Genomic DNA, 23,153 nt, shown 5'->3' with positions numbered 1-23,153 from the left:
CGGCCGGTGTTTCAGCCGAACCACAGACACATCTCGGCGGAGGACGGCAGCTCGCGTCTGCTCGACACCCCGAGTTTGCGGTAGACCGAGGAAAGATGGAATTCCACCGTCCTCCTGGCCAGCGACAGACGTTGGGCTATCTCGGTGTTCTGATAGCCGACGCCGGCCAGCTTCAGCACCTCGACCTCCTGGCGCGTCAGCTTCTGCGGTTCGACCACGAGTTCCAGCGCCGCTCTCGCCTGATCCTCCCAGTACCCGCTGCCGCATTCGCGCGCGATCGTGATCGCTCGATGCAACTGTTTACGGGAACCGCCCAAATCGTTCCGGTCACGCAGAATGGTCCCGTGGATGGTCAGCGCGAACGGAAGCTCGACCCAGGCGTGGGCGAGCTCGAGCAGCCCGACGGCCTCGCTCGCCCAGTCCGCGGCCCGGCGACCGCCGTGAAGCGCCGCCACCACGCTCAACGCTCTCCCGACGGTGCCCGGGGCTCCCCATCGCCTCGCCCGCACCAACTCCGTGTGCGCCAGGCTTTTCGCGGTTTCGTTCTGCCGCACCGCACGGGCGGCGAGGGCCGCTTGGGGGCGCCATGGCACCACGGCCGGGTTCACGACGTCGGCTCTGTCCAGTTCCGCGCCGCACGCGCGGTACTCCGTGAGCGCGTCGAGAGAACGGCCTTCCGCGACGGCGACCGCACCACGCGCGGCGAACAGGTCGGCCCTGCCGGGCAGCCCGTGCGGAACCGCGCCGTCCAAACCGTTTTCCGCCAGCACCTCCACCGCGCTTCCCGTCCTGCCGACGCTCACCAGCGTCTGCACGAGCCAGGCCACCGCGGTCGCGCGCAAGGACGCGGGCGCCCCACCCTCGAGCACCTCGTCGTACAGCGCCAGCGCGCCCCTCGAATCACCGACCACCGAACAGATCCGCGCGCGCAGGATCGCCAGCGTCTTGCGGGCGAGCGGGCTTTCCGCCCAGTACGGCTCGGCGGCGAGGCGGGCGCAGTGTTCGTCCGCGCGCACCAGATTGCCCGCGTGGATCAACGTGATCAGCGAGGACCAGACGCAGTTCAGCTGCCGCAGGCAGCCCTGGTCGGACAACGCGTGTTCGGCCAGGCGGACCGCGGTGAAGCGTTGCGTGCCGGCGAAGGTCTGCCGGATCGCCTGTGCGGCGAAGCACGACCCGAGGGCCGAATGGCCACGATCCCCTTCGTCAGGGCGGATCTCCGCACCGACGGCCACCGGCACCGGATCGGAATCGGCACCGATGCCGACGGGGATCCGGTCACCGGGACGGAAAATCGAGGCGAGAAAAGAATGTCCAGGCGGTGCGACGGGCGACCGGCGGAGTTGTTCGGGAATCCGCCGTCCCGCGCCGGGCGACTGATCGTTCCGGACGGATTCGCGTGATGTCACCGATTCATCCTGGCCAACCAGCATAAACCTTGTCCCCCAACCGGTTCTCGACCGTCTGCCACGCGATTCAGAGTTCAGCGCGACAGAAACCCTTGACAAGAACCAATTTCCCGTTCCCCCAACGAGTCACCGGCCACGTTACCCGAAACCCACCATGCTGTCCAACGACTTTCGTGGGACGGAATAGGACATCGGAACCCGTGCCGACGACCGGGTGCACCGCCGTACGCGACCCCTTTCCATGTCGGGAAAAACCCTGTAACACCAAGGAAACAACTGCGGTGGAGAATCAGGCCGACATACCCCCGTCGATCGCGAGCGCGGCGCCGGTGATGAATTTCGCTTCATCGCCGAGAAGAAAGGTCGCGAACGCCGCGACTTCCTCGGGTTCGCCGATCCTGCCCGCCGGCGTGTGCGCGACCGCGTCCGCGACGAGCTCCGCCCGGCAGGCGTCTCCGCTGGTGGAGCAGAGACCCGGAGTGTCGACCGGCCCGGTCACCAACGCGTTCACCCGTACGCCCTGTGCCGCGAACTCCAGCGCGGCGGCCCTGGTCAGCCCGATCACCCCGTGCTTCGCCGCCACGTAAGCGGACGCGCCCACGATTCCCCGCACACCGAGCAGGGACGCGTTGTTGACGATCGCCCCGCCACCACCGGCCACCAGCGCGGGGATCTGGTACTTCAGCCCGAAGAACACACTGGTGAGGTTGACCTCGAGCCCGGCACGCCACGAGTTCGTGTCGACCTCGGGGACCAGGCCGGCCGGGGCCATGGCGCCGGCGTTGTTGAACACGCAGTCGACGCGTCCCCGCGCGCGTAAAGCGTGCTCGACCAAGGCTTCGGCGTCCTCCTCGACCGTGACGTCGGTGCGGACGAAGGTCGCCGATCCCCCGTTGTCCTCGACGACCGCGACGATCTCCTTGCCCGCCTCCTCGTCGCGCCCGGCCAGGACCACGAAGGCACCGTCCGCCGCCGCGCGGAAGGCCATGGCCCTGCCCATTCCGGAAGTCCCTCCGGTCACGATGACGGTCTTCGCGGCCAGGGTCCGGGTACCGGTCATGCGGTGTCTCCTTCGGCGCGGGGACGCGCCGACCGGAACCTCCGCCGAGCGGGCGCGGTGTACCGCCGACACTACCGGGGGCCCGGCCGATCTCGATCTCCTTTCCCCGTGTGCCAGCGAAGATCACTCTGATGGTGTCCCCGCCGGCGATCAGAAGTACGTAGTGTTGGGTTCCTGATCACACAGATGCCTGCCGTAGAGCTCGATGTTCGTCTGCGGGTTGAAGAATCCGTGCAGCAGCATGGCGTGGACGTCACGGTGGATCCGCACGATGGGCACGTGGCGGTAGATCGAGGACCCGCCGCTCGCCGAAGCCAGGATTTCCACGGCTTGTTTGCACAACTGCCCGACCCGCCCGATCTGCACCCGTGAGGTGATCCGCTCCGTCGTGCTCCACGGTTCGGCGTCACGGGTCTTCTCAGCCATCCGGTCGGCGAAGAGCCTCGCCCGGGTCGACGCCTCTTCGATCAGCATCGCCGCCTCCCCGACCTGCAGGTGCGTGACCGGAGCCTCGGCCTGGCTCGGGTAGTCCGTGTAGCTGATCGGACGGCCGGGAAGACGCTCCAGGAAACTCGCCAGCGCGTATTCGGCGGCGCCCAGCAGCACCCCGACCATGGCGACGGTCGCGGTGACCGGAATCGGTACCTGATACAGACCTTTGGCGGAGTTCGTCACCGAGCGGCACGGGTTCGCCATGAAGACCGCCGCGTCGAGCACATGCCGGTCCGGCACGAAGAGGTCCTTCGCGACGGTGGTGACACTTCCGGTGCCTTCCAGGCCGACCGTGTCCCAGTCGTCCCGCAGCTCCAGCGCGTCGACCGGCAGCAGCGCGAACACGCCGCCCTCGCCGTCCGGCCCGGAGGTCTTCGCCGCGCTCAGCTTCCAGTGGCTGTGCCGGACACCGCTGGTGAAGGCCCACTCCCCGCTGATCAGGTAGCCGCCGTCGGTCCGGGTCGCGGTTCCGGTCGGGGCCCCGCCGCCGCACACCCGGACGTCCGGCCGGGCGAACACCTCCGCCAGCACTTCGTCCGGCCAGAGCGCCGTCATCCAGTTCTGGAGGGAATAGACCGCCACACAGAAGGCGGCCGAGGTGTTCCCCTTCGCCAGCTCCGCGTGCACGTCCACCAGCGTCCGCGCGTCCGACTCGAAACCGCCGTATTCGACCGGCACCTGCATCCGGAAGATGCCGGTCTCCTCCAACGCTCCGATCACCTCGTCGGGAATGGTCCGGTGCCGGTCGATCCAGGCCGCGTTTTCCCGGAGCAGCGGTACCAGTTTCGCCGCCCGCTCCACCAGTTCTTCCCTGCTCGGCGCCACGGTTTCGGTCATCGTCCACCTCTCGTCGGCTCGGCTGTCGTGCTGTCTGCTCCGGCGGTGCCCGGAGACGTTCACCTCGTGAGACGGGTAGCCGCTCGGCCCAACAGCTCCGCCTGTTCGTGCCAGTCGCCGGAGAAGGGCACCCCGACCACCCTGGACGCGCCCGCCGCCGCCAGCGACGCGAGGTACTCGGCGCCGTCGTCCGCGGTTCCGCGCATGATCGTGGCGTGCGCTTCGGCGTCGGTGAGCCCGTGCGCGGCGAGGATCCGGACCTGCTGGTCGATCTCGCCGGCGGTCGGGCTCCCCAGCGCGAGACCGACCGTGACGACGACCTCCGGCACCGCGACGCCCGCCGTCTCCGCCTTCCTGGCGATCTCCGGCACCTGGGCGAAGACGTTCGCCGGAGCGTCGATCGCGGCCATCCAGGCGCCGCCGTGGCGCAGGCACCGGCGGATCGCGGCGCCGCGGCCGCCGAACAGCAACGGCGGCATCGGCGCGGCCGGTGCCAGCCGCACCGTTTCTCCACCGAGTTCACAGGGCTTGCCCTGGACGAGGCCGGGAAGCACCTCCAGCGCTTCATCGGTACGCCGCCCGCGCCGGCGGTGATCGATCCCGGCCGCGCGGAAGCCGTCCCACCCGTGCTTCTCGTCGCCGACCCCGACCCCGAGCAGCACCCGGTTCCCGGAAAGCCGTTGCAGGGTCGCGATCTGCTTCGCCGCCCACGCCACCGGCCGCTGGCTCAGCACCATGACCGCGAACCCGAGACGGATGCGTTCGGTCGCCGCCGCGATGGTGGCCAGCACCAGGGTGCTGTCCGGCATCGGTGCCAGGTCGGAGATCAACTGGTCGCCGGTCCACACCGATTCCAGGCCCGCGGACTCCGCGTGCCGCGCGTCGGCCGCGAGCCGCCGTCCCGGCTGTTCGTCGTCGTCCGTCCCGTAGCCCAGCGCTATTCCGACATCGAGCTGAGTCGCCATCTGTCCCCTTCCGTGCGAAATTCGAGATCCGTGGGCCTGCCGAACCAGCGCCGCAACGCGGATTCGAGGGAGACCGGCCCCTCCGGCACCCAGGCGACGTAACCGTCCGGGCGGACGAGGACGGCGTGTGGGAGAGCCGCGACCGCCGGTGCCAGCGCTGTCTCGACACGGTCCGCCCACGCCGACGCCGTGGCCGAGAGGCGCTCCCGCTGTTCGGCGGTCCCGCCGAGCAGAAGCAGCAGGCCCCCGCCGTCCCGGAGCAGCGCCGGAACCGAGGCACCGGCACCGCCCAGGGCTTCCAGCGGAAGCCGTCGACCCACCAGCGTCGGCAGGCCATCGCCGAGCTCGTAGCGCAGGCCGGTCCCGCTGATCCCCCCGGCCAGCTCGGCCCGGACGCCCGGCCGGCCGAGCAACCGGCCGAACACCTCGCGCAGCGGCTCGATCTCCGCCCCGCCGAAGAGCAGCTCGGCCTGCGCGGAGATGTCGGCCAGCGTCCGCGCGCCGACGGCGTGCCGCTCGTCGTGGTAGCTGTCGAGCGCCGTGGCGGGGAGCCTGCCGGTCACCACCGCGGCGAGTTTCCAGCCGAGGTTCACCGCGTCCTGGATACCGAGGTTGAGCGCCTGTCCCCCGATCGGCATCTGCCGGTGGGCCGCGTCGCCCGCGAAGAGCACCCGGCCGTCCCGGTAGCGGGCCACCTGCCGGGAGGTGTCGTCGAAGGCGTTGACCCACAACGGTTCGCCGCCGGAAATGTCCTCGCCGGTCACCCGGAGCCAGGCCGCGGCCAGCTCGCCGAACTCCGGTTCGGCCTCCCGCCGCCGCGGGGCGCGACCGGACTCGTGGACCATCACCCTGGTGACGCCGTCCGGCCGCCGTGCCGCGACCGCGAGCCCACGCGGCAGCCTCTCGAACCGCCTGCCGGGCACGTCGATCCCGGCGACATCGCCGCGCAGCAGCTCCCGTCCCGCGTCCCGGCCGGGGAACGGCGCGCCGGTCAACCGCCGGACCGTGCTCTCCTCACCGTCGCATCCGACGACGTACCCGGCGGCGACGGTCCGAGGGCCGTCCGGGCCGGTCGCCTCGACCAGCACCTCGTCGTCGGTGACCACGAGGCCGTCGACGGCGTGCCCGCGGCGGATGTCCGCCCCGAGCGAGCGGGCCCAGTCCTCCAGCATCGCCGCGGTGCGCGCCTGCAGCACCTTCCACTGTCCGGGATAGGGGCCCGGCAGGGTCAGGTCCATCCGGATACCGCCGAAATGCCCGACGGTGTCGCACGGCGGCGTGCCGAGGCCGGCCAGCAGACCGCGGCTGTCGAAGATCTCCATGGTCCTCGCGTGCAGGGTCGACGCGCGGGACTCGGTCGTCGGCTCGGCCAGCGTCTCCAGTACGACCACCTCCGCGCCGCCAAGCCGCAGCTCGCCGGCGAGCATCAATCCCACCGGCCCCGCGCCCACGACGACGACCTGGGCCCGATCCCCCGGCTTCACCGGCCGCGTTCGGCGTGGGCCTTGGCGTAGCCCAAGGTCGCCGTGCTGTTGGTGCTGAGCGCCTCCTGGACGAGCTTCTTCACGTTCGCGATCTCCGCGTCGGCGGCGATGTTGTCCGGGTCGAGCACCACCGTGTGCTGGGAGGTCGCGACCACGCCGGAGCCGTCCTCCTGGAAGGTCCAGTAGCCGGTGTGGAGCGCCAGCAGCGCGGGCAGGGTCACCTGTTTGTAGGCGATCTTGTTCGGGGCGAAGCAGACCCGGTACGACTTGGTCGTGTGGGTGTTCCCGTCCTTGGTGCGGGTCTCCATCTCCAAGGTCTGCAGACCCGGCTCCTGTTCGTCGAGCCGGACCGACGCGACGTGCGGCAACCGCTCGGCCCAGCGCTGCGCTTCGTTGACGAAGTCGTAGACGTCCTTCACCGACCCCTCGACGCGGACGCTGTCCTCGAACGAGAACGTCAGCTCCTCCGTCTTCGCGACCGCCTCCAGGTTCGTCTTCAACGCGGCCAGTTCACTGCGGGAATTGGTGTCGACGGCCTTGGCGATCCCCGCCAGGTCGGCGGGATCGTCGTCGATCGCCCGGTAGTCGTGGAGCAGGCGGAGGCGGCACTCCCCCGGGCCACGCGGCTCGATCACCCAGGCACCGCCCATCGAAGCGATCGGCGCCGGGGACACCTCCTGCCGGAACTCGATCCGCCGCGCCGCGGGGTCGAGCACCCGGCGCGAAGTCCAGTTCCGCACCTCGCCGTTGGCGGTGGCCCAGATCCGGATCCTCTCCTCGCGGTCCCCTCGTTCGACGTATTCGACGTGAATGGTCGGTGGGAAGATCCGCGGCCAGTTCTCCACTTCGGCGATCAGCCGGTAGACCGCCTCCGCCGGCGCGGCAACCGTGATCTCGTGTTCGACCTCGCTCGGACCGGCAGCGGGCATGGCGATCGTCCTTTCGTACGGGGATTCGGTGGTCATAGGTTCAGAAGTTGCCGAGGCCGCCGCAGACGTTCAGCGCCTGAGCGGTGATGGACGCGGCGAGATCGGAGGCGAGATAGCCGACGAGCCCGGCGACCTCCTCCGGCGTCGAGTACCGGCCCAGCGGGATCTTCGCGGTGAACTTGTCGAGGATCGCTTCCTCGGTAGTGCCGAAGGCCGTGGCGTAGCGTTCCCGGACCCCTTGGGCCATCGGCGTTTCGACGTAGCCGGGGCAGACGGCGTTCACGGTGATGCCGGTCGGTGCCAGCTCGTTGCCGAGCGCCTTGGTGAATCCGACCACGCCGTGCTTCGACGCCGAGTAGGGAGCACCGAGCACGACACCCTGTTTGCCCGCGGTGGAGGCGATGTTGACGATCCGCCCGCGATCCTTGGCGCGCATGCCACCGGTCGTCAGCACCGCGCGGGTCATCCGGAACACGCTGTTGAGGTTGGTGTCGAGGACGTCGTCCCAGAGTTCGTCGGCGATGTCGGCGGTCACCCCGCCGCCCGCACGCCCGGCGTTGTTCACCAGGACGTCGACGGTCCCGTACCGGCCGACGGCCGCCTGGACGAAGCTCTCGACGTCCGTGCGCGAACGGACGTCGAGCGTGGTGCCGTCGACGTCGTATCCCTCTTCCTGCAAGGACTTCACCGTGGCCGTCACGTTCTCCGCGGTCCTGGCACCGAGGAACACCCGGTGCCCCTGCTCCCCGAGCCGCCGCGCGACGGCGAGTCCGATCCCGCTGGTGGCCCCGGTGACCAGGGCTGTCGGGCTGTCCGGTTGCGTCATCGTTCCTCCGTGGGTGGTTTCGGTCCGCGTCCGGTCAACCGGTCTTCGCGGCGAGCAGGCGATCGTTGACGGTCTTGATCAGTTCCCGCGGGGTGCCGACATCGGTCAGCACCGAGTCGTCGAGATCGACCCCGAACTGCTGTCCGATGAGGACGGTGGCTTCGAGCAGGGCGAGCGATTCGAGGCCGAGTTCGTCGAACGACATGTCCACAGTGGATTCATCGAGGCCGCCGTCCTCGCCCGCCCCCTCACGGAGGATGCGGGCCAGATCATCGACGGTGAAGGCTTGAGTCATGGCTTTCCCTTTCCGGTGGCGTCGTCGGGCGGTGCTTTGCTCGGAACGGTTCGCTCACCCGGCGCTGATCACGACCGCGGCGTTGAAACCGCCGTATCCCCGGCCGAGCACCACGGTGTGCCGGATCCGCGCCGGGCGGGGCTGCCCGACGACCAGATCGAGGTCGTATTCGGGAGCGCAGCGCACGTTGACGGTGGGTGGGACGACACCGTCCCGGATGGACAGCAACGCGGCGGCGACGTCCAGCGAGGCGGCGCCGGCGTTGAGCCGTCCGGTCATCGTTTTCGGCGCCGTCACGGGGATCTGGCCGGCACCGAAGACGTCTCCGATCGCTTCGGCCTCGATCCGGTCGAGTTCCGAGACCCCGGCGGCGTCGGCGAAGACCACGTCCACCTCGGTCGGCGAAACCCCCGCGTCGTCCAGCGCCAGCTCGATCGCCTTGCGCAGTCCCGGTTCCCGCCCGGATCCCGGCTTCGGATCCATGGCCGCCCCGTAGCCGGAGAACACGCCGTAGACCCGCGCCCCGCGTTCCCTGGCCACTTTCTCCTCTTCGAGGACCAGCAGCGCGCCGCCCTCGCCGGAGACGTGGCCGGTCGCGTCCGCGTCGAAGGGCAGGTATGCCCGGTCCACCGTGTCGGAACCGCTCATCCGGCCCGCGGTCATCTGCGCGACCCAGCCCCACGGGCAGACCGCGCCGTCGACGCCGCCGGCGAGGATCAGCCTGCTGCCCCGCCGGATCTGCCGTCGCGCCTGTGCGAGCGCGTCGAGGCCGCCCGCCTGGTCGCTGACCACCACCCCGGTGAACCCGCGCATCCCGTTCCTGATCGAGATCTGCCCGGTGTTCACCGCGTAGAACCAGGCGTAGGACTGGTACGCGCTGACGGCCTTGCTTCCGCGGCTCCACAGGTTCTCCAGCTCCCGCTGCCCGAACTCGAACCCACCGCCCGAACTGGCCGTGACGACGCCGGCGCTGAAGTCCGGGAGTTCCGCCGGACGGACCTCGGCGTCGGCGAAGGCCCAGTCCGCGGCCACGAGGGCCAGCTGCGTCATGTGGTCGGTCTGCGGCAGCAGCCGTCTCGGCAAGTGCTCGGCCGCGTCGAAACCCGACACCTCGCCGGCCAGCCGGACCGGATAGCCCGACGGATCGAACCGGGTGATCGGGCCGATCCCGCTCGCACCGGCCAAAGTGGACGCCCAGTAGTCGTCGACACCCATGCCGTTCGGCGCGATGACCCCGATCCCGGTCACCACCGTGTTCGTCACGCTCACGCCACCGCCCTTCCCGGCGCGGTCAGCACGATGGCGCTCTGGAACCCGCCGAATCCGCTGCCGACGCTGAGCACGACGTCCGTCTTCTGCTCACGGGCGACGAGCGGGACGTAGTCGAGGTCGAGCTCGGGGTCCTGGTCGTGCAGGTTCGCCGTCGGCGGCACCACGTCGTGCTCGATGGCGAGCGCCGAAGCCGCGATCTCGATCGAGCCGATCGCGCCGAGCGAATGACCGATCATCGACTTGATCGAGCTGACCGGCACCCGATGGGCGTGGTCGCCGAGGCTGCGCTTGAACGCCGCCGTCTCGTGCCGGTCGTTCTGTTTCGTGCCGGAGCCGTGCGCGTTCACGTAGTCGACGTCCGTCGGCGCGAGCCTGCCCTCGTCGAGCGCGATCTTGATCGCCTCGGCCATCTCCTCGCCGTCCGGGCGCAGACCGGTCATGTGGTAGGCGTTGGATCGCGACGCGTAGCCGACGATCTCGGCGTAGATGTGCGCGCCGCGCCGCCGGGCGTTCCCGTACTCCTCCAGCACGAGGCCGGCCGCGCCCTCGCCCAGCACGAACCCGTTGCGGGACCGGTCGTACGGCCGCGACGCGTGCTCGGGGTCGTCGTTGTGCACGGTGGTCGCCTTGATCGCGTCGAAGCAGGCCACGGTGATCGGGGAGATCGGCGCGTCGGTCGCCCCGGTGATCACCACGTCCGCCGTTCCTTCGCGGATGAGCTCGACGGCGTGGCCGACCGAGTCGATCCCCGAGGTGCACCCGGTGGACACCACGGTGCCCGGCCCCTGCGCCCCGGTCCGCCAGGCCACCTCGGTCGCGAACGAGCTGGGGACGAAGTAGTTGTAGAGCTGGCGCGGCGCGTAGCTGTGGTCCACCAGGTTCAATCTCCCGTCGTCGCTGACGACGCGGTACTCGTTCTCCAGCCCGATGGTCGACCCGACCGCGCTGCCGATGGTGACGGCGATCCGGTACGGATCCAGTTCGTCCAGGTCCAGTCCGCTGTCGGCGACCGCCTCAGCGGTGCTCACCACCGCGAACTGCGCGGCCCGGTCCATGCGGCGGATCTCCGCGGCCCGCAGCCCGTGCAGTTCGGGATGGAAGTCGGCCTCGGCCGCGACCCGCGACCGGAACGCCGAAGCGTCGAAGAGGGACAGCGTTCTCGTCGCGGTGCGCCCTTCGCTGATCAGGTTCCAGAACTCCTTGGTCCCGACCCCGCCCGGAGCCACCACTCCGATGCCGGTGATGACGACCCGTCGCCGTGTCATGCGCGCTCCCACGTGTAGAACCGGGTGGCCATCGCGTCGGACGGCGAACGCCAGTCCGGCGCGTACGGCTCGATGTAGGGCTTCAGATCCGCGCTGATCTGCTGGAAGAGGGGTTCGCTCTTCGCTTCTTCGATGTGCTCGCCGCTGTTCTCCCCGGCGAAGTCCTGAAGGTGGAAGTACAGGCCGCGGTAGCTGAACAGCTGGCGGCGCAGGGTGCCCATGCGGTGCGGCATGTCGGTGGTGTCGAACTCGGCGAACAGTTTCGCCACGTCCTCGCCCGACTCCGGCCGCATCCGGGCGACGATCAGATTGCTGTGCATGTTCCGCACTCCTCTTTCCTCGGGAAGCTCAGTGGGACCGTGGGCCGCCGAACCATCGGGTGAGCGCCGACGGGAGATCGTGGTGGGTGCCGGGAGCGGCCCACGCCACGTGGCCGTCCGGCCGGACGAGGACCGCGGCCGTACCCTCGGCGGCACGGACCGTGTCCCCCACCGGCGTGCCGGTGACGATGTCGATCCGATCGGACCAGTGCGCCGCGCGGGCGCGGAGGACCGGGTTGTCCCGGAGATCGAGCAGCACGCCACGGGCGTGGTGCAGCAGCGACGCCGTGTCGGTCCGGCCGTTCGCGGTCGACAGCACCCAGTGCGGGAGCCGCCTGCCCAGCAGCGGATGGCCGCCGCCACCGACGTCGTAGCGGATCTCCAGACCGCTCACCATCGCCGCGAGGTGCCGTCGCGCCTGCGGGAGTTCGGTGAGCTCGGCGAGGACCGCGCGCAGCGGCGCGGTTTCGGCGCCGGACAGGATCAGATGTCCCTGCGCCTGGGTGTTGAGCAGAACACGCTCGCCGACGGGATGCCGTTCGTCGTGGTAGGAGTCGAGCAATTCCCCGGTACCGGTGCCCCGGAGGACGGCGGCGAGCTTCCAGCCGAGGTTCACCGCGTCCTGGATACTGGTGTTCATCCCCTGCCCACCGGCGGCGAGGTGGACGTGGGCCGCGTCGCCCGCGAGCAGGATCCGGCCTTGCCGGTACCGGGTGACCTGCCTCGCCGCATTGCCGAAGGCGCTCGTCCACACGGGTTCGCCTCGCGAGACGTCGTCGCCGGTGAGCCGTCGCCAGGTGTCGGCGACTTCGGCGAAACCGAGCGGTTCGGATCGGGCGCGCGGCGGCTTCCCGTGCTCGCTCATGATGAGCCGCGTGTTCCCGTCGGGCATCCGGGCCGCCATCACCATGCCGCCGGGTACCTGCTCCCCGATCATGCGCGGGCGCACGTCGATCCCCGCGACGTCCGCCATGAGCAGCTCTCGCGTCGACGACGTGCCGGGGAAGTCGAAGCCGGCGAGCTTGCGCACGGTGCTCCTGCCGCCGTCACAACCGACCAGGTACCGGCTCCTCAGCCGCCGTGTCCCGCCGTCGCCGCGCGTGAGGACCTCGACGTGGTCGTCCCGCTGCCGCAGGCCGACGACCTCCGTTCCGCGGCGCACGTCCGCGCCGAGGTCGAAGGCCCACTTCTCGAGCACGTTCTCGGTCTGTGCCTGCGGCACGGTCTTCGCGGACTCGTGCACGCTGTCCAGCACGCCGAAGTCCAGGAACAGTCCCGCGAAATGCCCGAAGTTCCCGGTTTCCAGCGGACCGAACCTCGGCAGCAGCCCCCGCTGGTCGAACACCTCCATCGTCCGGATCGCGAGCCCCAGCCCTCGCGATTCGCCGCTGGGCTCGTCGAGCCGTTCGAGCACGGTCACCCCGATGCCCGCCAGCCGCAGTTCACCGGCGAGCATGAGACCCGCCGGGCCGGCGCCGACCACGATCACCTCAGCATCCACTGCAGTCTCCTTACGCGGACGTCAACGCCATGGAAACGCGAAACGCCGGAAACGGCGCACGCGATTGATCCCCAGAACACGAAAAGCAGAGAACGTCGGCCCGTTCCCGCCGAACGATGTCACCATCTGACCGGGAGATCGGCGCCCCGGTCAACCCGCCGAGTCGTTTACTGCGGACCGACCACTACGGGCGGCCGAACTCACCTGCGGACCGACCACTATCACCGAGTGAGCCGGATCACAGAGGATTGAGTGATTCTCACGCAGCCTGGATAAAGGAACCTGTCGTCAATATCCCGGCCGGTCTCGCCGGGAAATCGAGGGCGGCCGGCCGGTCGCCGCCGCACGGATCCTCTCCTGCCACCGCTGTCACCCAACACAGATGGGAACCGCACAAATGGGCAACCTCACGGGCAAGGTCGCGCTCGTCACCGGATCGAGCCGAGGCATCGGGCGCGCCATCGCGGTGCGACTCGGACAGGCCGGGGCATTGGTCGCCGTCCATTTCGGTGAAAACGAGGCGGCCGCCAAGGAAACAGTGGACGCCATCGAATCCGATGGCGGTAAAGCGTTCAGTGTCCGCGCCGTTCTCGGTGTTCCCGGAGACGCGCACGAACTCATTCAGGCATTCGAAAGCGGGGCCAAAGAACGGACCGGGGAAAACGGTCTCGACATTCTCGTCAACAATGCGGGAGCGACCACGCTCGGAACGCCGCCGGAGGAGATCACCCCCGAGGAGTTCGACCGGGTCGTCGCGGTCAACGCGCGTGCGCCGTTCTTCATCGTGCAGCGCGCACTTCCCTTGTTCCGTACCGGCGGGCGGATCATCAACATCTCGTCCGGTCTCACCCGGTTCGCGAACCCCGATCAGATCGCCTACGCGATGACGAAGGGCGCCATCGAACAGCTCTCGCTCCATTTCGCCCGGTATCTCGCGCCGCGGGGTATCACGGTCAACAGTGTCGCCCCCGGCATCACCCGCAACGGGCAGCCGATCTTCGACGTTCCGGAGGCCGTCGAGCAGATGGCACAGCTGTCCGCCTTCAAGCAGGTCGGTGAAGCGGAGGACGTCGCGAGCGTGGTGGCGTTCCTGGCCTCCGAAGACGCCCGCTGGGTCACCGGGGCGTTCCTCGACGCCACCGGCGGCACCCTGCTCGGCGGCTGACGGCCCGGTACCCGGCGATCGAACGGTGGTGAAAGGCATCCATGGCCACGCTGTCCTCGCCCGCGCGCGTTCGCCGGTGGGCACTGCTGTCGGTGCTCGCCGGGACGATGCTGGTCGACTCGCTCGAAATCGTCCTGATGGGCGTCGCGCTGCCGTCGCTCCGCCAGGAACTGGGACTTTCCGCATGGGGTGCCTGTGCGATCCTCGCGGGCTTCCCGCTCGGGTTCGGCTCGGCGCTGGCCCCGGGAAGGTTCCTGACGTGGCGGTTCGGGCGGCGTCCGGTCTATCTCGGCGCGCTGGCCGTTTTCGGTCTCGCCGCCGGCGTCGGCGGGATCGCGACCGAACCGGTGGTCCTGGCCTGTGCCGAGATCGTCAAGGGCTGGTGTGCCGCGCTGACGGCTCCCGTCGGGATCGCCGTCATCGCCACGACCTTCACCCAGGGGCCCGCCCAGCGGCGCGCGATGCTGGTGTATTCCCTGTTCGGCACCACCGGGGCGACCGCGGGAATGCTGATCTCCGGCGCGCTCAGCGCGGCGAGCTGGCGTTGGGCGCTCCTGGTACCGCTTCCGGTGATCGTCGTACTGATCACGTTGGGGCTCCGGCACCTTCCGCCGGAACCCGCCGGAGCGCCCCGTCCGCTTCGGCTCACCCGCGCGCTGCTCGGAACCGGCGGGATACGACGGTCCGCCCTCGGCGCCGCCTGCCTCAACGGCACGTCGGTCGGGCTCTTCGTGATCGTGAACCTCCAGCTGCAGAACGACTTCGGCTGGTCCGCCTGGCACGCGGCCCTCGTCTGCACCCCCCTCTACCTGACCTTGCTGCTCTCGGCGCTGCTGGCGGGCCGCCTGATCCCCCGCTGGGGCACCGCGAAGCCGGTGGCCGCCGGCGCGGTCCTCGCCGCCGCGGGCTGCGCCCTGTACCTGGCCGATCCCTTCCCCGGCCCGCACGGCGGCGGTGTGCTCGTCACCACCGGACTGTTCGGGCTCGCCTACCTGTGCTCGTTCGCCGCGCTCAACGCCGGAGCGTCGGCGGGGCTGGCACCGGACGACCGTCCCTTGGCGGGAACGGTCCTTCAGACGTCCGTGCAACTGGGTGCCGTGCTCACCGTGCTGCCCGCAGGTCTCCTGCTGACCGCGTACGGCGATGTCCGGACCGCGCTCGTCCCGGTGGCCGTCGCCGCCGCGGCCGGGCTCGCGGTCGCGCTCACCGGGCTCCGCCGCCGAGAACCCGCTCCCTGATCGCCCTGTCCGAGAACCACCGCAGAAGAGGAGTTCCATGACCGACCGCGCCATCCGCGTCGCCCTGATCATCGGGAGCGCGCGCAAGAGCCGCTTCACCACGACCGTCGCGACCTGGTTCGGCGCCCGGCTGCGCGAACGCCAGGACATCGAAGTCGACGTCGTCGATCTCGCCGACGTCTCACTCAGCGCCGGCGGCCCGAGCCACCAGCCCGACGAGGCGGACGTCGCCGCACTCGCCGAGACCGCGCCGCGGATCGCCGCGGCCGACGCGTTCGTCGTGGTGACCCCGGAGTACAACCACAGCTTTCCCGCTGTGCTGAAGAACTTCGTCGACTGGCATCTGACCGAGTGGAGCGCGAAACCGGTCGGTTTCGTCTCCCACGGGGGAATGTCGGGCGGGCTGCGCGCGGTCGAGCACCTGCGCCAGGTCTTCGCCGAACTGCACGCCGTCAGTGTCCGCGAGACCGTCAGCTTCCACGGTGGTCAGGCCACTTTCGGGCCCGGCGGCGAACCGGTGGACGCCGAAGGTGCCACCGGCGCGGCCAAGCTGCTGGTCGATCAGCTGCTGTGGTGGGCGCTGGCGCTCCGTGACGCGAAAACCGTCCGCCCCTACCGCGCGGGATGACTCCGCGACACACGGCCCAGAACGAGGAGAGCTCATGAGCGAAACCGTCCGGCTGACCCGCACCACCGTCGGCGAGCGGGCCGAGGAGGCCGTCGGACTGACCGACGCGATCGTCACCGACGCGGTCACGATGATCAACGCGTTCACCGTCCCGGCGGGCGAGGCGGAGCTGTTCCTGACCCGCTGGAAGGACAACGTCACCGTGATGGCCGCCCAGCCCGGGTTCGTCCAGGCGAAGATGTACCGGGCGCTGGACGAGAACGCGGACCTCGGCTTCGTCAACGTCGTCCACTGGGACAGCGGCGAAGCACTCGCCAAGGCGCGGACGAATCCCGCGTGGCGGGCCGCGGTCCAGCGCATGATGGACGACGACGGGCTGCACATCACCGCCCGGCCGATGGTCTACGGGACCGCCTTGGTGGTCGGCCCGGGAGACCGGCCGTGACCCCGTCCCGCCCGCCGTCGATGGACAGGCCGGAGGCGGCCTGGTCGCTGCTCGAAATCAGTCCGGTCGGCGAAGGAGGCTCCCCGGACGAACTGGCCGAGAAGATCCTGGCCCGATGGAGCGCGGAGCGGTCCGTCGATCTGCTGTCCGTCGCGTGTTTCACGAGTCTGGACGGAGAAGTCGTCACCACGATCAGCCAATGGCGCTCGGAGGGTGACTGGGAAGCGATCGGCCCGGTGTCCCCCGATGGTCCGGCACGGCTGGGTTTCCGGCTGTACCGGAGCGCCCCGGCCGACCCGGGCCGGACCGCCGGCTGTTTCAACATCGTGCTCCGGCCGAGTACGGGATCCGAGCGGGCCAAGGAGTTCGTCGACTCCCTGCTGGCTCGATCGTCCTCGCTCGCGGAGCTGAACCAGCCGATCACCGGCAGCTTCCACATCGGACTCGACGGGCGGTCCACGCTCCTCTACTCCGAGTGGGAGACGAAGGAAGAGCACGACGCCCATATGAACACCATGCGGCACACCATGGCCGACCTGTACGCGGGCCTGCCCGCTCCGCTGAGCGTCCACCAGTACCGGCACCACCGGAGCCTGCACCTCGCCTGACGCTCGCCCGTCCCCGCGCCGCTCACAGTGAGGAGTCCGCCAGGCCATGACCACTACGGCCCCCCAACCCATCACCTTCCCGTTCGGCGAGGAAGAGGGTCTCGCGCTGAGCGAGGCCTACGCCGCCGCCAGGGACACCCCCGGCCTCGTCCGGGTCCAGATGCCCTACGGACGGCCCGCGTGGCTGGTGACCCGGTACGCCGACGCCCGGTTCGTCCTCGGCGACCCGCGATTCGTACCGGCCACGGCGAACGTCGAGGACGAGCCGCGGATGGCCGAGTACCACCGCAGCGGCGGCATTCTGATGACCTCGCCCGCCGATCACGCGCGGCTGCGCACCCTGGTGGCGAAGGCGTTCACCATGCGCCGCGTCGAAAAACTCCGGCCAAGGGTGGCCGAGCTCTCCACCGGGCTGATCGCCGCGATGAAACGGGCCGCCGCGCCGGCGGACCTGGTCGCCGACTACGCGATGCCCATCCCGGTCGCGGTGATCTGCGAGTTCCTCGGTGTCCCCGTCGAAGACCGGGAACGGTTCCGCGCGTGGACCGAGGCGATCACGGCACTCGGCGGACTCACCACCGAAGAGTACGAACGCAACTTCGCCGAGTTGCGCGCGTACATGGCGAGCCTCATCGAGGACCACCGCGCGGCACCGCGTGACGACCTGATGACCGCGCTCATCGAAGCCCGCGACGTCGGGGACAAACTGAACGAACACGAGCTCGTCGAACTCTGTATCAGCATCCTGGTCGCCGGGCACGACACCAGCGTCAGCCAGATCGCCAACTTCGTCTACGTGCTGCTGACCCGGCCCGGCGCGTGGACCCGGCTGCGCGAGAACCCGGACCTGCTCCCCGCCGCCGTCGAGGAGCTGATGCGGTTCGTTCCGCTCATCGCCACCGCGAGCTTCCCGCGATATCCGACCGAGGACGTCGCGATCGGCGACGTCCTGGTGCGGGCGTGGGAACCGGTCCTCGTGGCGGTGGGTGCGGCGAACCGGGACGGACTGCGGTTCGCCGACCCCGACGACCTCGTCCTCGACCGGGTGGGCAACAGCCACCTCGGTTTCGGCCACGGAGCGCACCACTGTCTCGGCGCGGCGCTGGCCAGGCTCGAGTTGCAAGAGGCACTCGGCGCGCTGGTGCGCGAGATGCCGGGGCTCCATCTGGCGGGTGACGTCCGATGGAAGTCCGAGATGTTGATCCGTGGCCCGGACACCCTGCCGATCGGCTGGTGACCCGTGAGCTTTCCAAGTGGCGAAGGAGAAAACACCGTGAGCGCTGACCGCGCCGAGCAGACCACCGCCTATCCGTTCAACCATTCCTGCGGGCTGGCGCTGGACGATGGCTACCGGGAGGCGCAGCGCGCGTCCGGGCTGACCAAGGTCCGGATGCCGTTCGGCGATTCCGCCTGGCTCATCACCCGGTACGCCGACGCTCGTGCCGTCCTGGCCGACCCGCGCTTCTCCCGCGCGATGTCGCTCGACCGGGACGTTCCGCGGATGGCCGAGGGCCGGAACTTCACCGGCATCCTGACCACCGATCCCCCGGACCACACGCGGCTGCGGACCCTGGTCGCGAAGGCGTTCACCATGCGGCGCGTGGAGGCGCTCCGCACCCGGGTACGGACGCTGGCCGAACGGCTCATCGACGAGATGGTGGCCACGGGCGCCCCCGGCGACCTGATGCGGAACTACGCGCTGGCGATCCCCGAAGAAGTGATCTACGAGTTGCTGGGCGTCCCGCTCGCCGACCGCGACCAGTTCCGCGTCTGGAGCGACAAGGTGCTGGCGGGCAACGAGCTTTCGGTCGAGGAAGCCGCACGCACGCTCAAGGAACTGCGCGAGTACATGCTCGCCCTGATCGCCGAACTGCGCGTCGCGCCCCGCGACGACCTCCTCAGTGCCTTGGTCGAGGCCCGTGACGCCGAAGACCGGCTCGACGAGGACGAACTGGTCGACCTGTGTGTCGCGATCCTCATCGCCGGACACGAGACCACCGCCAACCAGATCGCCAACTTCGCCTACGTGCTGCTCGGCATGCCGGAACAGTGGGCCCGGCTGAAGGACGACCTCGATCTTCTTCCGAAGGCCGTCGAGGAACTGGTGCGCTACGTCCCGCTCGGGTTGACCGCGCTCTTCGCGCACTACGCCAGTGAGGACGTCGAGGTCAGCGGGACGCTGGTGCGGGCGGGCGAACCCGTGCTCGTGTCGCACGGTGCGGCCAACCGCGATCAGCGGGAGTTCGACGCCCCCGACGAGCTGCGGCTGGACCGCGAGATCAAGTCGCACCTCGGGTTCGGCCACGGTATCCACCGCTGTCTGGGTGCCCCGCTGGCGCGTTTGCAGCTCCAGGAGGCGCTGCGCGCGCTGGTGCTGAAACTGCCCGGCCTGCACCTCGCCGGGGAACCCGAATGGAAGAAGCACAGCCTCCTGCGAGCCCCGGAAGCGATGCCGGTCGGCTGGTGAAGCCGGTGCCCGGTGCGGTCCGCGACGTGGCGGGCCGCACCGGGCACCACTCACAGCGCGTCCAGCCTTCCGCCGTCGACCACGAACACCCCGCCGGTGATCCACGAGGTGCGCTCGGAGACGAGGAACGCGACCATTTCGGCGACGTCCTCCGGCTTGCCCGGCGCACCCAGCGGGGTGGGCCCGCCCAAGCCGGCGTACGTGGTGTCGAAGTCCGTTCCGTTCTCACGCGCGACGATCCGGGCCAGTTTGCGGGCGGCCGGGGTGTCGATGAAGCCGGGCAGGATGGTGTTGACCCGCACCCCCTGCGGCCCGACAGCGTGCGAAAGCCCCTTCGCGTAAGCCGACAGCGCGGCCTTCGACGCGGCGAAATCGAGCATCACCGGCTGCGGCGCCCGGACCGCGAGCGCGGATATCTCGACGATCGAACCGCGCGCCTCGGTCAGCGCCGGAAGCAATGCCCGATCCATCCGGACCGCGGAAAGGAAATTGACATCGAGGCACCGCACCCATTCCTCGTCCGGAATGCTCAGCGGCCCGTCCGGATAGATACTGGACTCACCGACATTGTTCACCAGGATATCGGCGCCGCCCAGCAGATCGAGTGCCGCGGTGGCGAGCTCGGCGACGCCTTCGCGGGTTCCGACGTCGGCCATGACCAGGTGAACCCCTTGGGGCATATCGGATGCCTCGGCACGCGCCGAGGTGACGACCTTGGCGCCCGCCCCAGCGAGACGGCTGACTATGGCGGCACCGATACCCCGGGTACCACCCGTGACGACGGCTCGTTTTCCGGCGAATTCATCGGACAGGGGAACAGGAGGATTATTCGACATACCACCGATGATTCAGCCGCACCGGCGACCGTGTCAAGAAATTCCGCGCACCGACGGAAACAATGCCGAAAGATATCTCAGGCGCGGTTTCGTCACCTGAAATTCACCGTTCAGCCGTCATTTTCCGCCGCGTCGGCGGCCAGCAGATTGTGCGCGACCACCGTGCGCAGCATCTCCCGGAACCGCTCCTGGTCCTCCGGAGCGAGCGGGGCCAGCACCGCGGCCTCCGCCGCCATGATCGCGGCACGGGTCTCCTCCAGCCGGACACGGCCGGCCTCGGTGCCACGGATCAGCTTGTTCCGCCGGTCGGCCGGATCGACCTCGCGTTCCACCAGGCCCGCCGCCACCAGGTCGTCGATCAGGTACACCATCACCGTGCGGTCGATGTCCAGCTGCCTGCCCAGCTGTGCCTGGTTCCTGGCACTCTCGTGCACCGCGCCGCACAACGCCTGGAAGCCGCGAAGCCCGTGTGGGATACCCGAAACAGCTCGCTCCAGCACGGATCCGTGCGCCCGGCACACCTGCGCGAGCAGCCAGCCGAGGTTGTCTTCCAGCCCCACCGGGAGCGTACTCATCGTCGAACCTGTCACCCGGCCATACTAGCGCACCGCCGGGATCGTCAGATAATCTAGAACGAAGACAATCTCGTTAACAGATCAATGCGAGAGTTTCGTTCTCGCGGCCGGGAGGCCCAGCGTGCGCGTCGAAGTATGGTCCGATGTCGGTTGTCCTTGGTGCTACCTGGGCAAACGCCGGCTGGACAAAGCGATCGACCGGTTCGAGCACGGCGACGAGGTCGAGGTCGTGTGGCGCAGTTTCCAGCTCGCCCCGCACTACCCCCGAGGTGCCGCCAGACCGCTCTACGAAGCCCTCATGGAGCAGACCGGCGGCTCGCTGTCCGACGTGCGATCCATGGTCGGCAGGGTCGACGCCCCCGCGGCGACCGAGGGCCTGAAGTACGACTTCGAGAGCGCCTTCATGTGCAACACCTTCGACGCCCACCGTGTCGCCCAGTTCGCCGGAGAGCGTGGTCTCGGCGGCCGCGCACACGAGCGGCTGCTCCACGCCCTGCTCGTGGACGGTGAGGTACTCGACGACATCGAGACGCTCGTCCGCCTCGCCACCGAGATCGGCCTGCCCGCCGAGGAGACCCGCCGGGTGCTCGCCGGGGACGACTACGCGGAGGCGGTACGGGAGGACGCCCGCGAGGCACGGCGGCTGGGCGCGGGAGGCGCGCCGTTCTTCGTCTTCGACCGCGCTCTGGGCGTCTCGGGCGCGGAGTCCGTCGACGTCTTCGTCAGCGTTCTCCGCGAGGCTCGCGAGCGGTCGACGACGTAGGGGCCGTCACTCCCGGCTGCCGGAGTGACCGAAACCGCATCAGAACATTTCTGGGGAGGATGGACGGATGTCAGGATCGAGTCGGAGGACGATACTGCGGAGAGCCGGGTTGGCGGCGGCCGGATTGGCCACCGCCCAAGGGATCGCCGCACCCTCGGCGGTGGCGGCCGAATCCGGGGGTGACTGTGTACCCCCGCTGGGACCGGTGGTGGTCGGCCCGGACGATCCGCGTTACCAGGATCTGGTCCAGCGCGGCCACAAACGCCATGTCGCGAGCCCGGACCATGTCTGCGTGGTGGGCTCGACCGCCCAGGTCGAAAAGGCACTCCGGGACGCGGTCCGGGCGGGAAAGCAGGTGGCGGTGCGCGGTGGCGGGCACTGCCTGTCGGATTTCGTGGACAATCCCGGGGTCCGCGTGATCATCGATCTGTCCGGGATGCGCCAGGTCTATTTCGACCGCCACCGCGGCGCCTTCGCGGTCGAGGGCGGAGCGCTGCTCGGCGAGGACGTGTACCGGCGGCTGTTCCTCGGCTGGGGCGTGACCCTCCCCGCCGGCTGGTGTCCCCGGGTCGGTGTCGGCGGGCACATCTGCGGCGGGGGCTACGGCGTGCTTTCCCGCATCCACGGGCTCACCGTCGACCACCTCGACGCGGTCGAGGTGGTGGTCGTCGACAGGTCCGGCGAGGTCCGCACCGTGGTCGCGACCCGCGACGAGAACGACCCCCACCACGACCTGTGGTGGGCACACACCGGCGGCGGCGGTGGCAACTTCGGCATCGTCACCAAGTACTGGCTGAAGACACCGGGAGCCGTCGGCCAGGATCCCACCCGGCTGCTGCCGAAGGCCCCGGAGTCCACATTGGACTTCAGCTGCGAGTGGCCGTGGGAGGGCATGGACGAGCGGGCGTTCCTCCGACTTGCGGACAATCACAGCCGATGGGTCGAGGCGAACAGCGCACCCGGCGCCCCGGGCACCCAGCTGTACTGCGAGCTGATCCTGCACACCCGCGCCAACGGACGGCACCTCACCATGGGCCAGGCCTTCGGCCCGAACGCCGAGCGGCTTCTCGACGGCTACCTCGCCCAGCTCAGTGAAGGCGTCGGCACGCCGACGAATCTCGTCAGGGCGCGCAAGCCGTACCTGGCGACGGCACTGGCCGGGTCCCCGGACTCGAAACCGTTCCGCCTTCGCGCCAAGTCCGGCTATCTGCGCGCCGGGTTCACCGCGGACCAGCTGCGGGCGATCCACCGCCTGCTCAGCGCGCCACACGACGACAGCCTGCTCAACGGTTCGGTCGGCCTGGCGAGCTACGGCGGCAGGATCAACGCGGTCGCCCCGGCCGCCACCGCTTTCGCCACCAGGGACGCGGTGATCAAGCTGACCTACATCGCGGCCTGGCACGATCCGGCGAAGGACGCGGTCCACGACGCGTGGGTCCGGCATTTCTACCGGACCGTGTACGAGGCGACAGGCGGGGTTCCCGACCCGAAGGACGGGGCCTACATCAACTATCCGGACAACGACCTGGCCGACCCGGCCTTCAACACCTCCGGGATCCCGTGGTCCACCTTGTACTACAAGGGAAACTACCCCCGGCTTCAGCGGGTCAAAGCGCGCTGGGATCCCCGCGACGTGTTCAACCACGCGCTGGCGATCCGGCCGCCGTCGTGACGGAAGGGCGCCCCCTGGTCAGCCCGAAACCGGAAGTGGTCGTCGCCCCGGAACCGGTGTCGCTTCCGGTGAGTCCCAGTTGAGAACTGGACGCACAACGA

Annotated in this window: 23 protein-coding genes; 9 read left to right on the top strand and 14 right to left on the bottom strand. The window is 69.6% G+C overall.

Annotated elements, in window-relative coordinates; genetic code table 11:
- Positions 1–11 precede the first annotated feature (11 nt).
- From ACOCEP_RS29945 to ACOCEP_RS29890, 12 genes are all read right to left on the bottom strand, one after another.
- Positions 12–1,409: a helix-turn-helix transcriptional regulator gene (locus ACOCEP_RS29945; protein ID WP_482332432.1), complete on the bottom strand. Its 1,398-nt coding sequence runs from the start codon at positions 1,407–1,409 to the stop codon at positions 12–14.
- A 289-nt stretch (positions 1,410–1,698) separates the two neighbouring features.
- Positions 1,699–2,469 carry an SDR family NAD(P)-dependent oxidoreductase gene (locus ACOCEP_RS29940; RefSeq protein ID WP_482332431.1) on the bottom strand — a complete coding sequence of 257 codons (771 nt, stop codon included), beginning with the start codon at positions 2,467–2,469 and terminating at the stop codon, positions 1,699–1,701.
- 150 nt (positions 2,470–2,619) lie between these two features.
- Positions 2,620–3,798 carry an acyl-CoA dehydrogenase family protein gene (locus tag ACOCEP_RS29935; RefSeq protein ID WP_482332430.1) on the bottom strand — a complete coding sequence of 393 codons (1,179 nt, stop codon included), beginning with the start codon at positions 3,796–3,798 and terminating at the stop codon, positions 2,620–2,622.
- 59 nt (positions 3,799–3,857) lie between these two features.
- Positions 3,858–4,763, bottom strand: coding sequence for an LLM class flavin-dependent oxidoreductase (locus ACOCEP_RS29930; RefSeq protein ID WP_482332429.1), 906 nt, complete (start codon positions 4,761–4,763; stop codon positions 3,858–3,860).
- A complete protein-coding gene (locus ACOCEP_RS29925) occupies positions 4,736–6,247 on the bottom strand; it encodes an FAD-dependent monooxygenase (protein ID WP_482332428.1) in 1,512 nt (503 codons plus the stop codon). Before ACOCEP_RS29925 ends, ACOCEP_RS29930 begins: the two co-directional genes overlap by 28 nt.
- A complete protein-coding gene (locus ACOCEP_RS29920; RefSeq protein WP_482332427.1) occupies positions 6,244–7,212 on the bottom strand; it encodes an aromatase/cyclase in 969 nt (322 codons plus the stop codon). The genes ACOCEP_RS29925 and ACOCEP_RS29920 overlap by 4 nt, the downstream gene beginning before the upstream one ends.
- A 4-nt stretch (positions 7,213–7,216) precedes the next feature.
- Complete coding sequence (gene fabG / locus ACOCEP_RS29915; RefSeq protein WP_482332426.1) at positions 7,217–8,002, bottom strand: 3-oxoacyl-ACP reductase FabG; 786 nt, start codon at positions 8,000–8,002, stop codon at positions 7,217–7,219.
- A gap of 34 nt (positions 8,003–8,036) precedes the next feature.
- The gene (locus ACOCEP_RS29910; protein WP_482332424.1) at positions 8,037–8,297 is read right to left on the bottom strand and encodes an acyl carrier protein; all 261 of its coding nucleotides are present in this window, start codon (positions 8,295–8,297) and stop codon (positions 8,037–8,039) included.
- 54 nt (positions 8,298–8,351) lie between these two features.
- Positions 8,352–9,560, bottom strand: a complete 1,209-nt coding sequence (locus tag ACOCEP_RS29905) for a ketosynthase chain-length factor (RefSeq protein WP_482339846.1) — start codon at positions 9,558–9,560, stop codon at positions 8,352–8,354.
- A gap of 2 nt (positions 9,561–9,562) precedes the next feature.
- The gene (locus tag ACOCEP_RS29900; protein ID WP_482332423.1) at positions 9,563–10,834 is read right to left on the bottom strand and encodes a beta-ketoacyl-[acyl-carrier-protein] synthase family protein; all 1,272 of its coding nucleotides are present in this window, start codon (positions 10,832–10,834) and stop codon (positions 9,563–9,565) included.
- Positions 10,831–11,154, bottom strand: coding sequence for a TcmI family type II polyketide cyclase (locus ACOCEP_RS29895; protein ID WP_482332422.1), 324 nt, complete (start codon positions 11,152–11,154; stop codon positions 10,831–10,833). The genes ACOCEP_RS29900 and ACOCEP_RS29895 overlap by 4 nt, the downstream gene beginning before the upstream one ends.
- Positions 11,155–11,182: 28 nt before the next feature.
- A complete protein-coding gene (locus ACOCEP_RS29890; protein ID WP_482332421.1) occupies positions 11,183–12,655 on the bottom strand; it encodes an FAD-dependent monooxygenase in 1,473 nt (490 codons plus the stop codon).
- 382 nt (positions 12,656–13,037) lie between these two features.
- Between ACOCEP_RS29890 and ACOCEP_RS29885 the strand changes: the two genes are divergently transcribed.
- The 7 genes from ACOCEP_RS29885 to ACOCEP_RS29855 are packed head-to-tail and all read left to right on the top strand — an operon-like array spanning position 13,038 to position 19,206.
- Positions 13,038–13,820 carry an SDR family NAD(P)-dependent oxidoreductase gene (locus tag ACOCEP_RS29885; protein ID WP_482332420.1) on the top strand — a complete coding sequence of 261 codons (783 nt, stop codon included), beginning with the start codon at positions 13,038–13,040 and terminating at the stop codon, positions 13,818–13,820.
- 41 nt (positions 13,821–13,861) lie between these two features.
- Positions 13,862–15,058 carry an MFS transporter gene (locus ACOCEP_RS29880; protein ID WP_482332418.1) on the top strand — a complete coding sequence of 399 codons (1,197 nt, stop codon included), beginning with the start codon at positions 13,862–13,864 and terminating at the stop codon, positions 15,056–15,058.
- Positions 15,059–15,095: 37 nt separating this feature from the next.
- A complete protein-coding gene (locus ACOCEP_RS29875; protein WP_482332417.1) occupies positions 15,096–15,686 on the top strand; it encodes an NADPH-dependent FMN reductase in 591 nt (196 codons plus the stop codon).
- 34 nt (positions 15,687–15,720) lie between these two features.
- Positions 15,721–16,131 (top strand): antibiotic biosynthesis monooxygenase family protein, encoded by a 411-nt coding sequence (locus ACOCEP_RS29870; protein WP_482332416.1) that lies wholly within the window; start codon positions 15,721–15,723, stop codon positions 16,129–16,131.
- A complete protein-coding gene (locus ACOCEP_RS29865; RefSeq protein ID WP_482332414.1) occupies positions 16,128–16,739 on the top strand; it encodes a hypothetical protein in 612 nt (203 codons plus the stop codon). Before ACOCEP_RS29870 ends, ACOCEP_RS29865 begins: the two co-directional genes overlap by 4 nt.
- A gap of 46 nt (positions 16,740–16,785) precedes the next feature.
- A complete protein-coding gene (locus ACOCEP_RS29860) occupies positions 16,786–17,976 on the top strand; it encodes a cytochrome P450 (RefSeq protein ID WP_482332413.1) in 1,191 nt (396 codons plus the stop codon).
- Positions 17,977–18,012: 36 nt separating this feature from the next.
- Entirely contained in the window at positions 18,013–19,206 is a 1,194-nt protein-coding gene (locus tag ACOCEP_RS29855) for a cytochrome P450 (protein ID WP_482332412.1), read from the top strand.
- Positions 19,207–19,256: 50 nt separating this feature from the next.
- Here ACOCEP_RS29855 and ACOCEP_RS29850 read toward each other — a convergent pair whose 3' ends face one another.
- Together ACOCEP_RS29850 and ACOCEP_RS29845 are read right to left on the bottom strand one after the other, a co-directional pair.
- Positions 19,257–20,042: an oxidoreductase gene (locus tag ACOCEP_RS29850; RefSeq protein WP_482332411.1), complete on the bottom strand. Its 786-nt coding sequence runs from the start codon at positions 20,040–20,042 to the stop codon at positions 19,257–19,259.
- A gap of 110 nt (positions 20,043–20,152) precedes the next feature.
- The gene (locus tag ACOCEP_RS29845; RefSeq protein ID WP_482332409.1) at positions 20,153–20,617 is read right to left on the bottom strand and encodes a MarR family winged helix-turn-helix transcriptional regulator; all 465 of its coding nucleotides are present in this window, start codon (positions 20,615–20,617) and stop codon (positions 20,153–20,155) included.
- A 121-nt stretch (positions 20,618–20,738) separates the two neighbouring features.
- Here ACOCEP_RS29845 and ACOCEP_RS29840 point away from each other — a divergent pair, with 121 nt between their 5' ends.
- Together ACOCEP_RS29840 and ACOCEP_RS29835 are read left to right on the top strand one after the other, a co-directional pair.
- Positions 20,739–21,380: a DsbA family oxidoreductase gene (locus ACOCEP_RS29840; RefSeq protein ID WP_482332408.1), complete on the top strand. Its 642-nt coding sequence runs from the start codon at positions 20,739–20,741 to the stop codon at positions 21,378–21,380.
- A 67-nt stretch (positions 21,381–21,447) separates the two neighbouring features.
- The gene (locus ACOCEP_RS29835) at positions 21,448–23,052 is read left to right on the top strand and encodes an FAD-binding oxidoreductase (RefSeq protein ID WP_482332407.1); all 1,605 of its coding nucleotides are present in this window, start codon (positions 21,448–21,450) and stop codon (positions 23,050–23,052) included.
- The last annotated feature ends 101 nt before the right edge of the window (positions 23,053–23,153 follow it).

This window comes from Amycolatopsis sp. CA-211722, assembly GCF_056828465.1.
The sequence above is the reverse complement of the archived record's forward strand: the minus strand, read 5'-3'. Positions and strand labels throughout refer to the sequence as shown.

Bases quoted from the DNA above. Each gene is read 5' to 3' on its own strand.
- ACOCEP_RS29895 (WP_482332422.1), bottom strand. From the start codon at position 11,154: ATGCACAGCAATCTGATCGTCGCCCGGATGCGGCCGGAGTCGGGCGAG.
- ACOCEP_RS29845 (WP_482332409.1), bottom strand. From the start codon at position 20,617: ATGAGTACGCTCCCGGTGGGGCTGGAAGACAACCTCGGCTGGCTGCTC.
- ACOCEP_RS29835 (WP_482332407.1), top strand. From the start codon at position 21,448: ATGTCAGGATCGAGTCGGAGGACGATACTGCGGAGAGCCGGGTTGGCG.
- ACOCEP_RS29900 (WP_482332423.1), bottom strand. From the start codon at position 10,834: ATGACACGGCGACGGGTCGTCATCACCGGCATCGGAGTGGTGGCTCCG.
- ACOCEP_RS29850 (WP_482332411.1), bottom strand. From the start codon at position 20,042: ATGTCGAATAATCCTCCTGTTCCCCTGTCCGATGAATTCGCCGGAAAA.
- ACOCEP_RS29930 (WP_482332429.1), bottom strand. From the start codon at position 4,763: ATGGCGACTCAGCTCGATGTCGGAATAGCGCTGGGCTACGGGACGGAC.
- ACOCEP_RS29940 (WP_482332431.1), bottom strand. From the start codon at position 2,469: ATGACCGGTACCCGGACCCTGGCCGCGAAGACCGTCATCGTGACCGGA.
- ACOCEP_RS29870 (WP_482332416.1), top strand. From the start codon at position 15,721: ATGAGCGAAACCGTCCGGCTGACCCGCACCACCGTCGGCGAGCGGGCC.
- ACOCEP_RS29935 (WP_482332430.1), bottom strand. From the start codon at position 3,798: ATGACCGAAACCGTGGCGCCGAGCAGGGAAGAACTGGTGGAGCGGGCG.
- fabG (WP_482332426.1), bottom strand. From the start codon at position 8,002: ATGACGCAACCGGACAGCCCGACAGCCCTGGTCACCGGGGCCACCAGC.
- ACOCEP_RS29910 (WP_482332424.1), bottom strand. From the start codon at position 8,297: ATGACTCAAGCCTTCACCGTCGATGATCTGGCCCGCATCCTCCGTGAG.
- ACOCEP_RS29920 (WP_482332427.1), bottom strand. From the start codon at position 7,212: ATGACCACCGAATCCCCGTACGAAAGGACGATCGCCATGCCCGCTGCC.
- ACOCEP_RS29875 (WP_482332417.1), top strand. From the start codon at position 15,096: ATGACCGACCGCGCCATCCGCGTCGCCCTGATCATCGGGAGCGCGCGC.
- ACOCEP_RS29880 (WP_482332418.1), top strand. From the start codon at position 13,862: ATGGCCACGCTGTCCTCGCCCGCGCGCGTTCGCCGGTGGGCACTGCTG.
- ACOCEP_RS29885 (WP_482332420.1), top strand. From the start codon at position 13,038: ATGGGAACCGCACAAATGGGCAACCTCACGGGCAAGGTCGCGCTCGTC.
- ACOCEP_RS29860 (WP_482332413.1), top strand. From the start codon at position 16,786: ATGACCACTACGGCCCCCCAACCCATCACCTTCCCGTTCGGCGAGGAA.